General features: G+C 65.5%; 20 protein-coding genes. 8 read left to right on the top strand and 12 right to left on the bottom strand.

Annotation, left to right across the window (positions count from 1 at the left end; genetic code table 11):
• Nucleotides 1-12: 12 nt before the first annotated feature.
• Genes J0H39_08090 through J0H39_08080 form a run of 3 tightly spaced genes read left to right on the top strand, consistent with a single transcriptional unit; the run spans nucleotide 13 to nucleotide 3417 of the window.
• Nucleotides 13-1059 carry a hypothetical protein gene (locus J0H39_08090; GenBank protein MBN9496700.1) on the top strand — a complete coding sequence of 349 codons (1047 nt, stop codon included), beginning with the start codon at nucleotides 13-15 and terminating at the stop codon, nucleotides 1057-1059.
• Nucleotides 1053-1874: a MinD/ParA family protein gene (locus J0H39_08085; protein ID MBN9496699.1), complete on the top strand. Its 822-nt coding sequence runs from the start codon at nucleotides 1053-1055 to the stop codon at nucleotides 1872-1874. The genes J0H39_08090 and J0H39_08085 overlap by 7 nt, the downstream gene beginning before the upstream one ends.
• 7 nt (nucleotides 1875-1881) lie before the next feature.
• Nucleotides 1882-3417, top strand: a complete 1536-nt coding sequence (locus J0H39_08080; protein ID MBN9496698.1) for a hypothetical protein — start codon at nucleotides 1882-1884, stop codon at nucleotides 3415-3417.
• On the opposite strand, the gene J0H39_08075 is transcribed toward J0H39_08080, so the two are convergent.
• Nucleotides 3414-3857: a flagellar FliJ family protein gene (locus tag J0H39_08075; protein MBN9496697.1), complete on the bottom strand. Its 444-nt coding sequence runs from the start codon at nucleotides 3855-3857 to the stop codon at nucleotides 3414-3416. The two genes, J0H39_08080 and J0H39_08075, sit on opposite strands and share 4 nt — an antisense overlap.
• Nucleotides 3858-3861: 4 nt before the next feature.
• Entirely contained in the window at nucleotides 3862-5229 is a 1368-nt protein-coding gene (gene fliI, locus J0H39_08070; GenBank protein ID MBN9496696.1) for a flagellar protein export ATPase FliI, read from the bottom strand.
• 223 nt (nucleotides 5230-5452) lie between these two features.
• Between fliI and J0H39_08065 the strand changes: the two genes are divergently transcribed.
• Nucleotides 5453-6154 (top strand): response regulator transcription factor, encoded by a 702-nt coding sequence (locus J0H39_08065; GenBank protein MBN9496695.1) that lies wholly within the window; start codon nucleotides 5453-5455, stop codon nucleotides 6152-6154.
• 13 nt (nucleotides 6155-6167) lie between these two features.
• Here J0H39_08065 and J0H39_08060 read toward each other — a convergent pair whose 3' ends face one another.
• The 4 genes from J0H39_08060 to J0H39_08045 all read right to left on the bottom strand — a co-directional run bounded on the left by J0H39_08060 (nucleotide 6168) and on the right by J0H39_08045 (nucleotide 9304).
• Nucleotides 6168-6983, bottom strand: a complete 816-nt coding sequence (locus tag J0H39_08060) for a protein-glutamate O-methyltransferase CheR (protein MBN9496694.1) — start codon at nucleotides 6981-6983, stop codon at nucleotides 6168-6170.
• Entirely contained in the window at nucleotides 6980-8152 is a 1173-nt protein-coding gene (locus J0H39_08055; GenBank protein MBN9496693.1) for a chemotaxis response regulator protein-glutamate methylesterase, read from the bottom strand. The genes J0H39_08060 and J0H39_08055 overlap by 4 nt, the downstream gene beginning before the upstream one ends.
• Complete coding sequence (locus J0H39_08050; GenBank protein MBN9496692.1) at nucleotides 8153-8518, bottom strand: response regulator; 366 nt, start codon at nucleotides 8516-8518, stop codon at nucleotides 8153-8155.
• 135 nt (nucleotides 8519-8653) lie between these two features.
• Nucleotides 8654-9304, bottom strand: a complete 651-nt coding sequence (locus tag J0H39_08045; protein ID MBN9496691.1) for a hypothetical protein — start codon at nucleotides 9302-9304, stop codon at nucleotides 8654-8656.
• Between the two features lie 46 nt (nucleotides 9305-9350).
• On the opposite strand from J0H39_08045, the gene J0H39_08040 reads away from it, so the two are divergent.
• The gene (locus J0H39_08040; GenBank protein ID MBN9496690.1) at nucleotides 9351-9530 is read left to right on the top strand and encodes a DUF3553 domain-containing protein; all 180 of its coding nucleotides are present in this window, start codon (nucleotides 9351-9353) and stop codon (nucleotides 9528-9530) included.
• Here J0H39_08040 and mobA read toward each other — a convergent pair.
• Nucleotides 9527-10138, bottom strand: coding sequence for a molybdenum cofactor guanylyltransferase MobA (mobA, locus tag J0H39_08035; GenBank protein MBN9496689.1), 612 nt, complete (start codon nucleotides 10136-10138; stop codon nucleotides 9527-9529). The genes J0H39_08040 and mobA overlap by 4 nt on opposite strands.
• Before the next feature lie 91 nt (nucleotides 10139-10229).
• Between mobA and moaA the strand changes: the two genes are divergently transcribed.
• Genes moaA through J0H39_08020 form a run of 3 tightly spaced genes read left to right on the top strand, consistent with a single transcriptional unit; the run spans nucleotide 10230 to nucleotide 12724 of the window.
• Entirely contained in the window at nucleotides 10230-11258 is a 1029-nt protein-coding gene (moaA, locus tag J0H39_08030) for a GTP 3',8-cyclase MoaA (protein ID MBN9496688.1), read from the top strand.
• Nucleotides 11259-11291: 33 nt separating this feature from the next.
• Nucleotides 11292-12059 (top strand): NAD kinase, encoded by a 768-nt coding sequence (locus tag J0H39_08025; GenBank protein MBN9496687.1) that lies wholly within the window; start codon nucleotides 11292-11294, stop codon nucleotides 12057-12059.
• A complete protein-coding gene (locus tag J0H39_08020; GenBank protein MBN9496686.1) occupies nucleotides 12056-12724 on the top strand; it encodes a class I SAM-dependent methyltransferase in 669 nt (222 codons plus the stop codon). Before J0H39_08025 ends, J0H39_08020 begins: the two co-directional genes overlap by 4 nt.
• Here J0H39_08020 and J0H39_08015 read toward each other — a convergent pair.
• The 5 genes from J0H39_08015 to J0H39_07995 are packed head-to-tail and all read right to left on the bottom strand — an operon-like array spanning nucleotide 12721 to nucleotide 17247.
• Entirely contained in the window at nucleotides 12721-13518 is a 798-nt protein-coding gene (locus J0H39_08015; GenBank protein ID MBN9496685.1) for a polyphosphate kinase, read from the bottom strand. The genes J0H39_08020 and J0H39_08015 overlap by 4 nt on opposite strands.
• Entirely contained in the window at nucleotides 13515-14363 is an 849-nt protein-coding gene (locus tag J0H39_08010) for an N-formylglutamate amidohydrolase (GenBank protein MBN9496684.1), read from the bottom strand. The genes J0H39_08015 and J0H39_08010 overlap by 4 nt, the downstream gene beginning before the upstream one ends.
• On the bottom strand, nucleotides 14353-15366 hold the full coding sequence (locus J0H39_08005; protein MBN9496683.1) for an ATP-binding cassette domain-containing protein: 1014 nt from the start codon (nucleotides 15364-15366) through the stop codon (nucleotides 14353-14355). The genes J0H39_08010 and J0H39_08005 overlap by 11 nt, the downstream gene beginning before the upstream one ends.
• Nucleotides 15366-16331, bottom strand: a complete 966-nt coding sequence (locus J0H39_08000; GenBank protein ID MBN9496682.1) for an ABC transporter ATP-binding protein — start codon at nucleotides 16329-16331, stop codon at nucleotides 15366-15368. The genes J0H39_08005 and J0H39_08000 overlap by 1 nt, the downstream gene beginning before the upstream one ends.
• A 4-nt stretch (nucleotides 16332-16335) precedes the next feature.
• Nucleotides 16336-17247 (bottom strand): ABC transporter permease, encoded by a 912-nt coding sequence (locus J0H39_07995; GenBank protein MBN9496681.1) that lies wholly within the window; start codon nucleotides 17245-17247, stop codon nucleotides 16336-16338.
• Nucleotides 17248-17249: the final 2 nt, after the last annotated feature.

Genomic DNA, 17249 nt, shown 5'->3' with positions numbered 1-17249 from the left:
GGACGAATGTAAATGCGCCTCAAATCCTACACCGCCGCCACCGCCGAAGACGCGATCGCCCAGATCCGCCGCGAATTGGGCGACGAAGCCTTGGTGGTGTCGACCGAAACGCAAGGCGATCTGGTGCGCGTGGTCGCAGCACTCGAAGCCGCCCCCGACGCGCCCGAGCCCGCTTACGAGCCGCGCGACGTGGCCGAGCTCGAGGACGAATTCGAAGCACCGCAAGGCCCGGCTTTCGGCCGCGCGCGTCCGCAGCCGCCCGAAGCCGATCCGATCGATCAAATCCTCGCCTATCACAACGTGCCGCCGATGCTCCGCCGGCGCGTGCTCGACGGCCCGTCGCTGCTGGGCCGGCGCGCGGGCATTCCCAGCGTGGGGGCGGCGCTGGCCAAGCGCTTGGCGGGTCTTTACCGTTTCGATCCGCTGATGCGCCGCACATCCGGCGCCCCCCTCGTCATCGTCGGCCCGCCGGCGTCGGGTAAAACGCTGGTCGCCGCCAAGATCGCCACCCAAGCCGTGCTCGACGGCGAGCCCGTGCGCCTCATCACCTGCGATCGCAATTCGGCGGGCGGCGTGCCGGCCCTCGCATCTTTCGCCAATATCCTGGGTATCGACTTCGACATCGCCGAAGCGCCCGAAGACCTCGCGCGTTTCGTGCGCGCGTCGCGCAACGATGCGCTGCTGATCGTCGACACCGCCGCCGCGAACCCGTTCTCGCAGGCCGAGATCGCCGCGACCGCGCGCTTCGTCGTCGCGTCGGGTGGCGACGCATTGCTCGCCTTGCCCGCCGGGCTCGATCCGATCGAAAGCGTGGAGATCGGCGAATCCTTCACCAAGACCGGCGCCACGCGCATCGTGCCCACAAGGCTCGACGCCGCGCGGCGCATGGGCGGCCTGCTCGCCGCCGCCGCGTCCGGCACCTATTCCTTCGCGGAGGCGGCGGTGTCGCCGTCCCCCGCCGACGCCCTCGAACCGCTCGACGCCGAGCGTTTCGCCCGCATCCTCGTCGCTTCCGCCAATGCGATCCGGCGCGAAGCCCAAACGGAGGCCGTATCGTGAGCACCGTCCATGCCCTGAACTTCGCCTATCGCGATGCCGCCGATCCGGCGGACACGCCGCAAGCGCGCCAAGGTCTCGGGATCGTCGCCGTCGCCTCGGGCAAAGGCGGTGTGGGCAAAACCTGGTTCTCGATCACGCTGGCCGCGTCGCTCGCGCGAAAGGGCTTGAAGGTCCTGCTGTTCGACGGCGATCTGGGCCTCGCGAACGTCGACATCCAGCTCGGCCTGTTCCCGCAGCGCGACCTCGGCCATTATTTCTCGGGCTCCCATCCGCTGCGCGAATGCGTGACCGCTTATGGGGCCGGCAATTTCGACATCCTGGCCGGGCGCTCGGGCTCGGGCAATCTCGCCACGCTGCCCCAAACGCGCTTCGCGCAATTGGTCCGCGATCTTTACGAACTCTCGGCCGATTACGACGCGACGATCATCGATCTGGGGGCGGGCATCGAGGCGCATACGCGCGGCCTCGCCGCCCTCTCGCGCACTTGTGTGATCGTCACCAACGACGAGCCGACGTCGCTCACCGACGCGTATGCGTTCGTCAAAGTGCTGACGATCAACCGCCAGCGGACCGATGTGCGCGTCGTGGTGAATTGCACGTCGAACCCGACGCAAGGCCAGCGCATTCACGAAACGCTCGCCAAGGCCTGCCGCGAATTCCTGAAATTCGAGCCCGGCCTGCTCGGCACCGTGCGCCGCGACGGCCGCGTGCGCGACGCGATTCACGCCCAGACGCCGCTGCCCGTGCGCCATCCCGGCGCCAACGCGGCGGTCGATGTCGAAGCGATCGCGCAGCGCCTGATCGACCGCGTCTGAGCGTGCGGTGAGCGGCTCGATCCTCCCGCCGGGGATGGGTGCGGCCGCCGCCACGACGGCGACGACGGTAAGCGCGCAGGATTTCCAGCGCGTCGTCGCACAAGTCACGCAGCTTCCCGCCGATCTGCGCAACGCGATCATGGCGGCGAACCAGCAAATGTCGCTGGCCAAAGTGATCGGCCAGATGCCGCCGCAGATGCCGGTCGTACAAGGCCAGGTCCAGGGCACGGACCAGAACGGCGCGACGCTGATCCAGACCCAGCAAGGTCAGGTTGCGGTCAAGCTGCCGATGCCCTTGCCGCAAGGGGCGACGGTCACGCTGGCACTGGGCGGCACGCCGCAAGCGCCGCAAGCCCAGGTGCAGCAGGTTCAACAACCGCCCGCGCAAGCCGCGCAAGCCGCGCAAGCCGCGCAAGCCGCGCAAACTGCGCAAACCGCGCAGCCGCAGCAACAGGCGCCGCAAGCCCCGATCACCCAGATCGCGCAGACGGCGACGCAAGCCCAACCGACGGTGCAGGCAAAGGCGACGTTGATCGCGGCCCCGACCAATCCGCAACCGTCGCCCTCCGCCCCGCAAGCGGCGGCGACACCCGCACAGACCGTGCAGGTCGGGCAAAGCGTTCAGGTTCGCGTGCTGCCCGAAGGGGCTGCCGCGCAAACCACGCAAGCGGCACCGCAAGCGCCCGCCTCGAATTTCGGGCAGACATTGACCGCGCGCGTCGTGGCGCACACGGCGGGTGGCCAGACGATGTTGGAAACCTCGCTGGGCCGTTTCGCGCTGCAATGGCCGCAAGGCGTGCCCAAACCCGCCGAAGGCGCGCGCCTGGCGGTCGAAGTGACGCTGCCGCAACTCGCCAAGAACATCGTCGCGGGCGACGTGCCCTTGAAATCGGGGGCCGCGCTATCGCGCGATTGGCCGTCGCTCAAAGACGCGATCAAGGTGCTGAGCGACACCGATCCGGGCCTTGCCAAGCGCGTGCTCGACGACGGTTTGCCGCGCCCGGGACCGAAACTCGCCACGCAAGTTCTGTCCTTCCTGTCGGGCGAGCGCACCGATGCGCGCGCGTTGCTGGGCGAACAGGTCACGACGGCGTTGGAGCGCGCCGGGCGCGGCGACGTGCTGCAACGCCTGGATGGCGATCTCAAGGAAATGCAGCGCCAGGCCAATGCGCCGGGCGATTGGCGTGCCGCCTATGTGCCCGTGTGGGACGGGCAGAACCTGTCGCAGATGCGCCTGTTCTCGCGCCGCGAAACCAAGAAGGACGCGCAAGGCCGCAAGACCGAGCGTTTCATCGTCGAACTCGATTACAGCCAGTTCGGCGAGGTGCAGGTCGACGGTTTGATGCGCAAACCGTCGCTCGATTTGATCTTGCGTACGCATACAGCGATCCCGCCCGATATGCGCGACGAAATCGAAGTCGTATTTTTGGAAGGCTGCTCGCTCGCGGGCCTCGCGGGCAAAATCTATTTCCAATCGATGGCGAAGTTTCCGGTCAATCCGGTCGAGGAAATCGCCAAGCAAGATCGCGGGATGATGGCCTAAAGGCCTTCCGCCCCCGCCTGATTGCGGCGATGCATGTTGAGGCTGATTTCGTCCATCGCGATCGTCGCCTTGCGGTCGGCGGCTTCCTTGTCCGACTTTTTGCGCAGGTCGAGCGCGATCTGATAACGCTTCAGTTCCTGGAACGCCTCGGCCATCGCGTCGCGCGCCTGTTCCAGCATCGGCTGCAACGCGGCGAGCTGGCGCTCCAGCTCCTTGCGCCGATGGATCGTCCCTTGCGCGTAGCCGGAATAGGCGAAGGCACCCGCCTCCAGCTCGCGCGACAAGGATTGCTCGCGGAGCTTTTCTTCCTCGAGCTCGTCGAGCTTGCGCTTGATCTCCTCCTCGCGTTCCTGCAACGCGTTGAGTTCGCGGCGCCGGTCGTTGAGTGCGGCGTCCGACAGGCGGATCAGCGAGTTGAGGCCTTTGTAGTTCCCGGCCATCTAATCAGCGCGCGTGGGCGCGTTCTTCGGTTTCGCCGCCGACGATCATCGGATCGTCCATGCCGAGGATCTCGGCGAGCTGGCTATACCCGTCCTGCAGCAGCGAATGTTCGCGCTTGCCCTGCTTCAGGAACGCCTCGATCGACGGATTGAAATGGATCGCCTCGTCGACCATCGGGTCGGAGCCGCGCCGATAAGCGCCAAGGCGGATCATTTCGGCCATGTCTTCGTATTGCGACATCAACGCGCGCGCGCGCTGGACGACGGCGTTTTCCGCCGGCGTGTTGCAGCCCGGCATGGTTCGCGAGACCGAGCGCAGAATATTGATCGCGGGATAGCGCCCGCGCTCGCCGATCGCGCGATCGAGGATGATATGCCCGTCGAGAATGCCGCGCACCGCGTCGGAAATCGGTTCGTTCGTATCGTCGCCCTCGACCAGCACGGTGAAGAGGCCCGTGATCGAGCCATGGCCGATGCCCGGCCCCGCGCGTTCCAGCAGGCGCGGCAACTCGGCGAAGACCGATGGCGTATAGCCCTTGGATGCCGGCGGCTCGCCCGCCGACAAGCCGATCTCGCGCTGCGCCATCGCGAAGCGCGTGACGGAGTCCATCAGGCACAGCACGTCGCGATCGTGATCGCGGAAATATTCGGCGACGGTCAGCGTCAGATACGCCGCCTGACGGCGCATCAGCGGCGATTCATCGCCCGTGGCGACGACGACGACCGAACGCGCGAGGCCTTCGGGGCCAAGATCGTCCTGGATGAATTCCTGCACTTCGCGGCCGCGTTCGCCGATCAGGCCGATCACCACGATGTCGGCGGCGGTGAAGCGCGTCATCATCGACATGACCGACGATTTGCCCACGCCCGAGCCCGCGAAAATGCCCATGCGCTGGCCGCGGCAGCAGGTCAGGAACGTGTTGATGGCGCGGATGCCAAGATCGATCTTGCCGCGCACGCGCTGGCGGCGATGCGCCGATGGCGGGGCGGCTTTGATGAAATAGGGTGCCGGGCCCATCGGCAGCGGGCCCTTGCCGTCCACCGGCTCGCCCAGCGCGTTGACGACGCGGCCCAGCCACCCGTGATGGGGATAGACGACCGGCTCGCTATCGACGATTTCAGCGCGGCTGCCCACGCCGATGCCGTCGACCGAGCCATAGGCCATCAGCAGCGCCTTGCCGCTGCGGAAGCCGACGACCTCGCAGGGCACGCGGCGGCGGTCGCGCGTCGTGATCGCGCAGCGCGACCCGATGGCGAGCATGTCCTCCACGCCGCCGATTTCGACGAGCATGCCTTGCACGGCCGTGACGCGGCCGTAGTAGCGATAATCGGGGATCTGCCCGATGGAGGCGATCAGCTCGGCAGCGGGCATGGTTCGTTAATCCGCATTTTGCTCGAATTCGAGCTTAATCCCCGATGATTAACGAAGCCCTAAGCCGGGCTCATTACATTGAAAACATTGACGTTTATTTTGCGGCGAATCGCGGTTAACCCTTCGGCAGACAGTAATTCGTTAACCTTTTTTGTTAACTATTTGCCCAAGATGTTAACCTGCCGGTCAGCCCTTAAGGAACCGGCAACAAGGAGTCCCGCTCATGCGCGTCCTGCTGGTCGAAGACGATCAGGCCACGGCCAAGTCGATCGAGTTGATGCTGAAGCAAGAAGGTTTCGTTTGCGACGTCTCCGACATGGGCGAAGACGGGCTCGAAATCGGCAAGCTCTACGATTACGACATCATCCTGCTCGATCTGATGCTGCCCGACATGGACGGCTACGAGGTCTTGCGCCGCTTCCGCCAGGCGCGGATCAAAACGCCGGTGCTGATCCTCTCGGGCCTCGCCGATCTCGACGCCAAGATCAAGGGCCTGGGCTTCGGCGCCGACGATTATCTGACCAAACCGTTCGACAAGCGCGAATTGATCGCGCGCATTCACGCGATCGTGCGCCGCGCCAAGGGCCATTCGCAATCGACGATCAAGACCGGGCGCCTGACCGTCAATCTCGAAACGCGCACGGTCGATGCGGGCGCCAAGCCCTTGCACCTGACGGGCAAGGAATACGCGATTCTCGAACTGCTCTCGCTGCGCAAAGGCACGACGCTGACCAAGGAGATGTTCTTGAACCATCTCTATGGTGGCATCGACGAGCCCGAGCTCAAGATCATCGACGTGTTCGTCTGCAAGCTGCGCAAGAAGCTGTCGACCGCCTGCGAGGGCGACAACTATATCGAAACCGTCTGGGGCCGCGGCTACGTGCTGCGCGACCCGCAGCCGACCAAGGGCGGCAAGGCGGCCTAAGGGCCGCCTTGAGTCATTTTCCGGTGAGCTGATAGATGCCGCGCTGGTTGGGCATCGGCTGGAATTTCTCGGTGACGCCGAGCACGGTTTCGGCCCCGCCCAGATAGAGCAAGCCGTCGGGCGGCATCAGCTTGGCGATGCGCTCGAGGATGCTGCCCTTCGTTTTCTGATCGAAATAGATCAGCACGTTGCGGCAGAACACGACGTCGAACCCGCCGAGCCCCGCGAAATCGTGCAGCAGGTTGAAGTTGCGATACTGCACCATCGCGCGGATCTCGGGCGCGATCTGCCATTTGTCGCCCTGCTGCTTGAAATACTTCACCAGCAATTGGATCGGCAGGCCGCGCTGCACTTCGAACTGGGTGTAGATGCCGCTCTTGGCGCGGTCGAGCGCTTCGGTCGACAAATCGGTGCCGACGATCTCGTAGCGCCAGCCGGTCAGCTGCAACGCGGCTTCCTTGAGGATCATCGCGATCGTGTAGGGCTCCTGCCCCGTCGACGCGGCCGCACACCAGATGCGGAAGCTTTTCTTCGCCGCGCGATTGGCGAGAAGCTGGGGCAACACCACCGACTTGAACTGATCGAACGGCTTGCCATCGCGGAAGAAGAACGACTCGTTCGTCGTCATCGCGTCGACGACTTCGCGCTGCAAAGTAGCGTCGCGACCGCCGCGCAATTGCGTGACGAGCAGATCGATCGAGGCGAGATTGAATTTGCGCGCGACGGGGGCGAGGCGGCTTTCGATCAAATACATCTTGTCCGCCCCCAGAACGATGCCGCTCTGGTCGTAGATGTATTTGGTGAAAAAGGCGAAATCGTCGGGCTTCATGCGCGGATCCCCGCGATGCGCGCGATCTCGCCGGCGACCTTGTCGATCGGCAGCAACGCCGAGCAGATGCCCGCTTGCGCCGCGGCGCCCGGCATGCCCCAGACGACCGAGCTCGCTTCGTCCTGCGCGATGACGTTGGCGCCCGCATCGACCAGCACGCGCCCGCCTTTGGCGCCGTCCGAGCCCATGCCGGTCAGCACCACGCCCAGCACGCTGGGGCCATAGGCGGCGGCGAGGCTGCGGAACATCGGATCGACCGCCGGGCGGCAGAAATTCTCGGGCGGGTTTTTATTCAGGCGGATGATCTTCTGCGTGCCTTGCGTTTCGACGACCATGTGGTTGTCGCCGGGTGCCAGATAGATCTTGCCGGGCTCGATCGACTCGCCGTCGCGGCCCTCCGCCGACGGGCGCTTGGCGACGCGCGCGATATGCTCGGCCAAGATCGTCGTGAACGTCGCCGGCATATGTTGGGTGATGACGATCGGCAGCTTGAACGACGCGGGCAGATTGCCCAGCACCGTGAACAAAGCTTGCGGCCCGCCTGTCGACGAGCCGATCCCGACGATCTGCGGATTCGAGCGCGCGAAGGGCCGCAACACCACGGGCGAAGTGGGCGACAACAGCGACGAGCGCGCACCCGGTGCGGCCGTCGCGCGCGCGGCGGGGGCCGGTTTCGCTTCGGGAATGCCGGCGGCCTTGTTGCGGTCGCGCCGGTCGCGGCGAACGCGGCCGAGCGCTTTGACCTTCTCGATCAGGTCGCGTTTGAAATCGGCCGAGCCGTGGATTTCGCCGGTCGAGCTGGGCTTGGGGATATAGTCGGACGCGCCCTTTTGCAGCGCCTCGATGCTGACCTGGGCGTTCCGCTGGGTCAGCGTCGACGCCATGATGATTTTGACGTCGGGGGCGGCCTTCAACAATTCGGGCAGCGCCGTCAGCCCGTCCATCACCGGCATTTCGATGTCGAGCACGATCACGTCGACATCGCTGCGCGACATTTGCGACACCGCGAGCTGCCCGTTGGATACCGTCGCGACGACTTGAATGCCGGGATCGACCTCCAACGCGCGCGTGATCAGCCCGCGGATGACGGCGGAATCGTCGACCACCATCACCCGAACGGGCGACGGGCCTGTCGCGGCCGTCTTGGTCGCGTCGGCGCCGATCGACATCTACAGCAGCCCCACCTGCGAAAGTTTCGATTCGACGATCTCGCTGTCGAACGGCTTCATGATGTATTCGTTCGCCCCCGCTTCGATCGCGGTTTGGATCTTGGCGAGCTCCGTCTCCGTCGTGCAGAACAACACGATCGGCGCGTCGCCGCCGGGTGCGGCGCGCAGCGCGCGCAGGAACTGAATTCCGTCCATCACCGGCATGTTCCAGTCGAGCAGGATCGCGTCGGGCATCGCGCGCTTGCAGGAATCGAGCGCTTGCTGGCCGTCGGCCGCTTCCTCCACTTTGAAGGACAACGCCTCCAAAATGCGCCGCGCCACGTTGCGAATAACGCGCGAATCGTCGACCACGAGGAATGTTTTCATCCGGCCCACCTCCGTCCCGTTACGTCTTGCGGGACGAACCAGGAATATACATGGGCCCCTGCCGACGCCAACCGTAAAGCGTTGGCACGACGGGTAGAACCCGACGACCGGCAGTTTTGCCGAGAACGGCTTAAATTAAGATGAAAGCTCGGCGCCCAGCGTCGCGCGCAGCACGGGCCCCGCCGGCGTTTCGGCCAATTCCAAGCCGCCGCCCGCCGCCGCAGCCAAACGCCGCGCGAGTTCGGCCGGTGCCGCTTTCGCGGTCATCTGGGCGAGCGGTATGGAACCGCGCAATGCCGCTGCCGTTTCGTCCGGGAATTTGGCGTTGGGACCGGTGGCCTGCGCTTCGATCGTCGCGCGTGCGCCCGAAACGGCGCCCGATACGCGTAATACGCCGCCGCGTGCCAGCGCTTCGACGCCGATCAGCGCCACCAGCAACGCGAGCCTGGCGCCCACGCGCCCGCAAGCGGCGTCCAGCGTCGCGTCAACTTGCCAATCGACAGAAGCTTTCTCGCCTTCCAGCATCGCCGCGAGCAATTGCCCGGCTTGCGCGAAGGGCCGTCCGCCGGACAATGCGCCCGGCGTGCCGTAAGCGACGCGGAACACCTGCAAGCGGCGGCTCGCCTGGCGCGCCGATTGGCCGATCAGGCGCACGACTTCGGCGTCCGCCGCCTCGCCCTCCGCCAGCAATTCGGCGCCGTTGACCGACGCGCCCACGGGGCCCACCAAATCGTGGCACATGCGCGCCGCGATCAGCTCCAGCAAACGAAGTTCCGACTCATCCATGGGAGCAACCTAGCAACCTCTGGGCGGCGGCGCTATTCTCGCCCGCATCATGACGCGTCTGGCACCCGGCGATTACGTCCGCCACCCCGACAAGCCCGAATGGGGCCTGGGCCAAGTTCAATCGGCCATCGGCAACCGCGTGACGGTGAATTTCGAACACGCGGGCAAGCTGCTGATCGACGCGGGCACGATCGAATTGCGCCCGGCCGATCCGGACGAGGCCTAGCGCAGCAACGCTTCGGCGCGCGCCAGATCGTCCGGCGCGTTGGCGTTGAAAAACGGATCGATCGGATCGATCGCAAAATCGACCACGACGCTTTTGTGGCGCGCGATCCAGGTTTCGACCTTGCGGATATTCTCGTCGATCAACGCGCGGCGCAGATCGTCGCGCAACGCCACGGGCCAGAGCCCGCACACCGGATGCGTGCGCCCGCCCGACGATGCGATCGCGATCGCCGCCCCGTCGCGCGCATCGTAAAGCCGCCGAACCATATCGCGCGGCAGGAAGGGCGCGTCGCTGGGGAAGCTCGCGACAAGCTCGGCCTCCGGTACGTGCGTCGCCGCCCAATCCAGCCCCGCCAGGACGCCGGCTAAAGGCCCCGCGAAGCCCGGCACCGAATCGGCGACGCAGGGCAAACCGAATTCGGCGAAGCGCGACGAATCGCCATTGGCGTTGAGGACCAGCGCGCCGACCTGGCGCGCCGCACGATCCAGCACATGGCCGAGCATCGGCTTGCCGGCCAGCAGGCGCAGCGCCTTATCCCCGCCGCCCATACGGCGGGACAAGCCACCGGCCAGCACGACACCGGCGATCTGGGGACGATCCGCATCCATCGGGATCAAAATGCCCTTTTCTTCATGTATTTCGCAATTGCGAACACGACGGGCTCTTGAGAAGCCTTATTCCCGGCCGTATATAACGGGGATGGACGGCAACCACCTGCCCCCCGGTTCTGCGCCGCTGATCGACCCGTTTGCCCGCGCGATTTCGTATCTGCGCGTGTCGGTCACGGATCGCTGCGATTTCCGCTGCGTCTATTGCATGGCAGAGGACATGACGTTCCTCCCCAAGGCGGAAATGCTGTCGCTGGAGGAAATGGATCGGCTGTGCTCGGCCTTCGTGCGCATGGGCGTGCGCAAGCTGCGTTTGACCGGCGGCGAGCCCTTGGTCCGGCGCAATGTGATGACTCTCATTCGGGCGCTCGGCCGGCATCTGAAGACCGGCGCGCTCGAGGAACTGACGCTCACCACCAACGGCTCGCAGTTGACCAAGCATGCGGAAGGCTTGGCCGAAGCGGGCGTCAAACGCATCAACGTGTCGCTCGACACGCTCGATCCCGCCAAGTTCGAAAAACTGACGCGCTGGGGCAAGCTCGACGTCGTGCTCGACGGGCTGCAAGCGGCCAAGCGCGCGGGGCTATCCGTCAAGATCAACGCCGTGGCGTTGAAGGGCCAGAACGAAGACGAAGTCGACCGCATGATCGCGTGGTGCGGCGAGGAAGGCTTCGATCTGGTGTTCATCGAAGTGATGCCGATGGGCGAGATCGGCGACGCCGCGCGCCTCGACCAATATCTGCCGCTGTCGCTGCTGCGCGCGCGCATCCAGCAGAACTGGACGCTCGCCGAGACCGGCTATCGCACCGGCGGTCCGGCGCGCTATTTCGACGTGAAGGAGACCGGCCAACGCCTGGGCTTCATCACGCCGCTGACGCATAATTTTTGCGAGAGCTGCAATCGCGTGCGCCTCACCTGCACCGGCACGCTTTATATGTGCTTGGGCCATGACGACGCTGCCGATCTGCGAAGCCCGCTTCGCGCGTCGCAAGACGACGGCTTGCTCGATGGCGCCATCCGCGAAGCCATCGCCCGCAAGCCCAAGGGCCATGATTTCGTCATCGACCGGCGCCATTCCGGCCCGGCGGTGCCCCGGCATATGAGCGTGACCGGCGGCTGACAGCCGAGCCCCGAACGTCGTACAAGGGTGTCCATGTCGGCCCCACGACTCGCCTTCGCCGCCGCCCCCACCCCGCAAGCCCGCCACGCTTTGGCGGCGCTCAAGCGGCGCTACACCCATGTCGATATCGACCGCGCCGACGTCGTCGTGGCGCTGGGCGGCGACGGCTTCGTGCTGCAAACGCTGCACCGGGTGATGGAACGCGGCACGCCGGTCTTCGGCATGCATCGCGGGTCGATCGGCTTTCTGATGAACGACTACCGCCTGACGGGCTTGCCGGCGCGCATCGCCAAGGCGACGCGCGAAACGCTGCACCCGCTGCGCATGACCGTCACGCGCGCCAATGGCCGCAAGGCGCAAGCGCTGGCGGTCAACGAAGTGTCGCTGCTGCGCCAGCTGCGCCAGGCCGCCAAAATCCGTATTCTGGTCGACGGCGTGGTGCGCATGGACGAGTTGATCGCCGACGGCGTGCTCGTCTCCACCCCCGCCGGCTCGACCGCCTATAACCTTTCGGCGCACGGGCCCATCGTGCCGATGGGAGCCGAACTTCTGGCGCTGACGCCGATCACCGCCTTCCGTCCGCGGCGCTGGCGCGGGGCGTTGCTGCCCGCCGCCGCGAAGGTCGCGTTCGAAATTCTGGAAGCCGACAAGCGCCCGGTTTCGGCCACCGCCGACCACACCGAAATCCGCGACGTCGTGCGCGTCGAGGTCGCCGAGGATCGCGCCAAGCGGCTGACGCTGCTGTTCGATCCCGAGCACAATCTCGAAGAGCGCGTGCTGAAAGAGCAATTCGCGCCGTGAGCGAAGGCGGGGGGATCGGTGCGCGCGAAGGCTACGATCTTTGGGCGCCCGCTTATGACGGGTTCGACAACCCGATGATCGCGCTGGCGAGCCGCGCGATCGACGCGGCCGCCCTTCCCGTTTCCGGCAAACGCTTTCTCGATATCGGCTGCGGCACCGGGCGCAATCTCGCCTGGGCGCTGGGCAAGGGCGCTGCGCAGGTCACCGGCCTGGACGGTTCGCCCGGCATGCTCGCCCAAGCGCGCGAAAAGCTCGGGCCCGATGCCACGCTGATCGAGCGCGATCTGTCGGGCGATTGGGGCCTCGCCGCCGCATACGACATCGCCTGCATTTCGCTGGTCCTCGAACACTTCCCGCAAGTCGCGCCGCTGATCGCGCGGGCCGCCGCCGCAATCGTGCCCGGCGGCACGCTGTTCGTGGCCGAGATGCACGCCGATCTCGCGCGCGGCGGGACGGGTGCGCATTTCGAGAAAGACGGCAAGCGCCACGCGCTGCCGAGTTTCGGGCATGATCGTGCCGAGTTCGAAGCGGCGTTAAAAGCCGCCGGGTTCGGCGGTGCGGTTTTCATCGAATGGCGCGCCGACGATCACGTCGCCGCCATACCCAAACTCGCCAAACACGCGGGCAAATCGGCGCTGCTATCGCTGACGGCGCGGCGCGCCTAACGCTTCTTGCGCCCGGCGAGCAGGCGCTTCGCCGCCTTGACGAATTCGGGATCGAGCGGCGGCGGCTTCAACTCCACACCCGCCGACAGCGTTTCGCAAACATGCGAAAGCGCGTCGATCCGCGCGTTCCATTTGGAATCAGCGTGGATCGCTTTCCACGGCGCGCCCCTCCACGACGTCTTCGCGAACATATCGTCGGCCGCATCGGCGTAATCGTCATAGCGCAGATGCGCGTCGATATCGGCCTGGGTCAGCTTCCAGCGCTTCTCGGGCGCTTCCAAGCGCTCGGCGAAACGTTCGAGCTGCACTTCCGGCGCGATGTGCAAAAACACCTTGGCGACGCGCACGCCATCGTCGACCAGCATGCGCTCGAACTCGACGATCTCGCGATAGGCGCGCATCCAAACGGGCTTGTCGATCAGCTTGTCGACGCGTTCGACCAGCACGCGGCCGTACCAAGACCGGTCGAAGATCGCGATCGTGCCCGGGGCCGGCAAGCGGCGCCAAAAACGGTAGAGGTAGTGGCGGCCTTGCTCTTCGGGCGTGGGCGCACCGATCGGCCAGACATGCACGCCGCGCGGATCGAGGGTTTCGGTCAAGCGGCGGATCGCCCCGCCCTTGCCCGCCGCGTCCCAACCCTCGAACACCAAAACGGCGCGGCGTTTCGAATGGTAATAGGCTTGCTGGATCGTCAGCAGGCGCTTTTGCAGCTTCTCGAGCGTCTTTTCGTATTCGGCCTTCGACGCGAATGGGCGCCCCGGCTTCAACTTGGAAAGACGGGGCGCCGCACTCATCGCTTCGCGATCCAGCCTGCGAGGGCTTCGAGATATTCGTCGAGCACCGCCTTGGTCTTGGCGAAGTCGGCGTTCCGTGCGCGCGTTTCCTCGTCCATGTAAAGGCGCCGGTTGACCTCGATCTGGATCGCGTGGCGTTTCTCGGCCGGGCGGCCGTGGCGACGCACGAGTTCCACGCCTTTATAGGGATCGTTGGCGCGCGCGTCGTAGCCTTTGGCCCGCAGGAAATCGACGGTGAATTTCGTATAGGCCGGATCGCAGGTCGTGCCGTCGCGATCGCCGATGGCGAAATCCGGCCGCACGGATTCGCCGTCGGCCGAGGTTTCGCGGTCGCCCACCGCCGGCATCGAATGGCAATTGATGTGATAGACGCGGCCCCAGCGCGCATAGGCGCGATCGGTCAGACGCTGCAATTCGGCGTGATAGGGCAGATAGCATTCGTCGATGCGCTTCCACACCTCGTCGATGCTCAGCTTGCGCGCATAGACCGGCGTGCCGGCCTTGATCTTGCGCCAGATGAGGCCGAGGCCGAGCTTCGTCTTCTCGCCCGGCACGATCTGGCCGGGCCACACGCCGTCGATCAATTCGGGATCGATGTCGAGCGGCGAGCGGTTGGGATCGATATAGGCGCGCGGGAAACGTGCCGCGAGCAACGGCGCCCCCAGCGACGGCGCATGCGCGAACAGCGCGTCGACATGCGTATCCTCCGACTTGCGGATGAGCGCGAAATCGCAGGCATAGCCGAAATCGGCGGGATAATCGGTGCCGCTATGGGGCGAATCCAGCACCAGCGGGATATCGCGGCCCGCTTGCGGCAAATGCACGTCGAAGGGATTACGGGGCATCGTTCAAATGACAGGCGGCGAAGCGGCCCGGCGCGATTTGGCGCAGCGCCGGCCGTTCGGCCTTGCAGCGCGCCATCGCATGCGGGCAACGCGGGTGGAAATGGCACCCCGTCGGCGGGTTTAACGGCGACGGGATTTCGCCCTTCACCGGCACGAATTGGCGCTTGCGAGTATCCAGGCGCGGGATCTCGCCCAACAGCGCGACCGTGTAAGGATGGTTCGGCTTGTCGAACAACTCCTCGGTCGGGCCTTCCTCCACCACGCGGCCGAGATACATGATCACGACGCGGTCGGAGAGATGGCGCACCACGCCCAGATCGTGGCTGATGAAGAGATACGTGAGGCCCAAATCGGCCCGCAGCTTCATGAACAGATTCAGAATCTGCGCCTGGATCGATACGTCCAACGCCGCGACCGATTCGTCGCAAACGACGAAATCGGGCTTCACCGCGAGCGCGCGCGCGATACCGATGCGCTGACGCTGCCCGCCCGAGAATTGATGCGGATAGCGGCGCTTGTAGCCGGGATCGAGGCCGACGCGGCGCATGGTTTCGTCGACGTAGCTCTCGAACTCGGCGCTGGAACACAGTCCGTGATGCAGCGGCGCTTCGCCGATGATGTCGCGCACGCGCATGCGCGGATTGAGCGAGGCGAACGGATCCTGGAAGATCATCTGCACGGCCAAGGCCGCTTTGATCCGTTCCTTGCCCTTCAGATCGTCGAGCTTGCGGCCACGATAGAACACCTCGCCCGAGCTTTCGGGCAGGATGCCCGCGACGACGCGGCCCAGCGTGGATTTGCCGCAACCGGATTCGCCGACCAGACCCACGACTTCGCCGTCGCGCACCGCGAGATCGACGCCGTCGACCGCGTGGACGATTTCTTCCTTCACATCGGCGCCGAGCTTGGCGGCGATCTTCGCCGCGAAATCGAGCGATTTGACGAAACGGCGCGAAACCTTGCGCAGTTCGATCAGCGGCGGTTTCTCAGTCGCTTGTGCCATCACGCGACCTCCGCCAGCGGGCGCACGCAGCGCACTTGGCGCGCACCAACGGGTTCCGGCGGCGTCTTCGCGCACGCATCGTCGGCGTATTGGCAGCGCATCCGGAACGCGCAGCCCGACGGCAGGTTCAGCATCGAGGGCATCACGCCGGGGATCTGTGTCAAGGGACGCCCGCGCGCGTTGCGGCTGGGCACCGAACCGATCAGACCGGCCGTATAGGGATGGGCGGGCTTGTCGAGCACGTCGTCCACGCTGCCGCGTTCGACGATGCGGCCCGCATACATCACGCAGATTTCGTCGGCGAGCGAGGCGACGACCGAAAGATCGTGCGTGATCCAGATCAGCGCCGTGCGCGTGATGCGCGCCAGCTTCTGAACCTCGTACAGGATCTGCCCCTGGATCGTCACGTCGAGCGCCGTTGTCGGCTCGTCCGCCACGATCAGATCGGGCTTGTTGAGCAATGCGATCGCGATGGCCACGCGCTGGCGCATGCCGCCGGAGAATTGATGCGGGTAGGACGCAAGGCGTTCCTCGGGGCTGGGGATACCGACCTGCCCCAGCGCATCGCGCGCGCGCGTCCAGGCGGTTTTGCGATCAACGTTTTCGTGCGCCTGGACCGCCTCGATCATCTGCGTTTCGACCTTCAGGACCGGATTGAGCGTCATCATCGGGTCCTGGAAGATCATCGCGATGCGGTTGCCGCGTAGGCTTCGAATCTCGTCCTCCGCCATGCCGACGATGTTCTTGCCCTTGAACAGCACTTCGCCGCCGACGATGCGCCCCGGCGGATCGACGAGGCCCATGATCGAGAAGCCGGTGACCGACTTGCCCGAGCCGGATTCGCCGACCAGGCCGAGGATCTTGCCCTCGCCCACCTCGAACGACACGCCGTCGACCGCGCGCAACACGCCGGCCTTGGTGTGGAAATGGGTCTGGAGATTGCGGACTTCGAGCGTCGCCGCCATGGGATTACTTCTGGAGCCGGGGATTGAGGACGTCGCGCAATTGGTCGCCGACCAGATTGATCGACACGATGGTGACCAGCAGCGCGATGCCGGGGAAGAAGCTGATCCAATAGACGCCCGACAGGATGTATTCGAAGCCGTTGGCGATCAGCAGGCCCAGCGAGGGTTCGGTGATCGGCAGCCCCACGCCCAGGAACGACAATGTCGCTTCCAGCGCGATCGAATTGGCGATCTGGATCGTCGCGACGACGATCAGCGGCGGCAGGCAGTTGGGCAGGATATGCCGGAACAGGATGCGCGACTTGGGCAGCGCCAAGCAATGCGCGGCTTCCACGTATTCCTTGCGCCGTTCGACGAGCGCCGAGGCACGCACCGTGCGCGCGTAATAGGCCCATTGGATGATGACGAGCGCCAGGATGATCTTGCCCGTACCCTGCCCCAGCAAGGCGAGCAGGATCAGCGCGATCAGGATCGCCGGGAAGGACAGCTTGATATCGACCGTGCGCATCAGGAACGTGTCGATCTTGCCGCCGTAATAGGCCGCGATCAGCCCGACCGTCGTGCCCACCGCCGCGGCGATGAAGCCCGAGGTGACGGCGACGAGGAACGACGTGCGCAGCCCGTAAAGGATCGCCGAGACCATGTCGCGGCCCTGGCTGTCGGAGCCGAGCCAAAACACCAGCCCGTCGGCCGAGATCGTCCCCGGCGGCATTTTGCCGTCCATGATGTCGAGCTGACGCAGGTCGTACGGGTTCTGCGGCGAGATGAACGCGCACAGCATCGCCGCGACGAACACGATCGCGAATACGATTAAGCCGCCCAGCGCCAGCTTGCTTTCGGTGAAATCCGCGACGAAGCGCCGGAACGGCGTTTCGACCTTGGCGGTGCCTTCGCTCGCTTGAATCGCGCCGGCCATCG

The organism is Alphaproteobacteria bacterium, from assembly GCA_017308135.1.
Lineage (GTDB): Bacteria > Pseudomonadota > Alphaproteobacteria > CACIAM-22H2 > CACIAM-22H2 > Tagaea.
The sequence above is the reverse complement of the archived record's forward strand: the minus strand, read 5'-3'. Positions and strand labels throughout refer to the sequence as shown.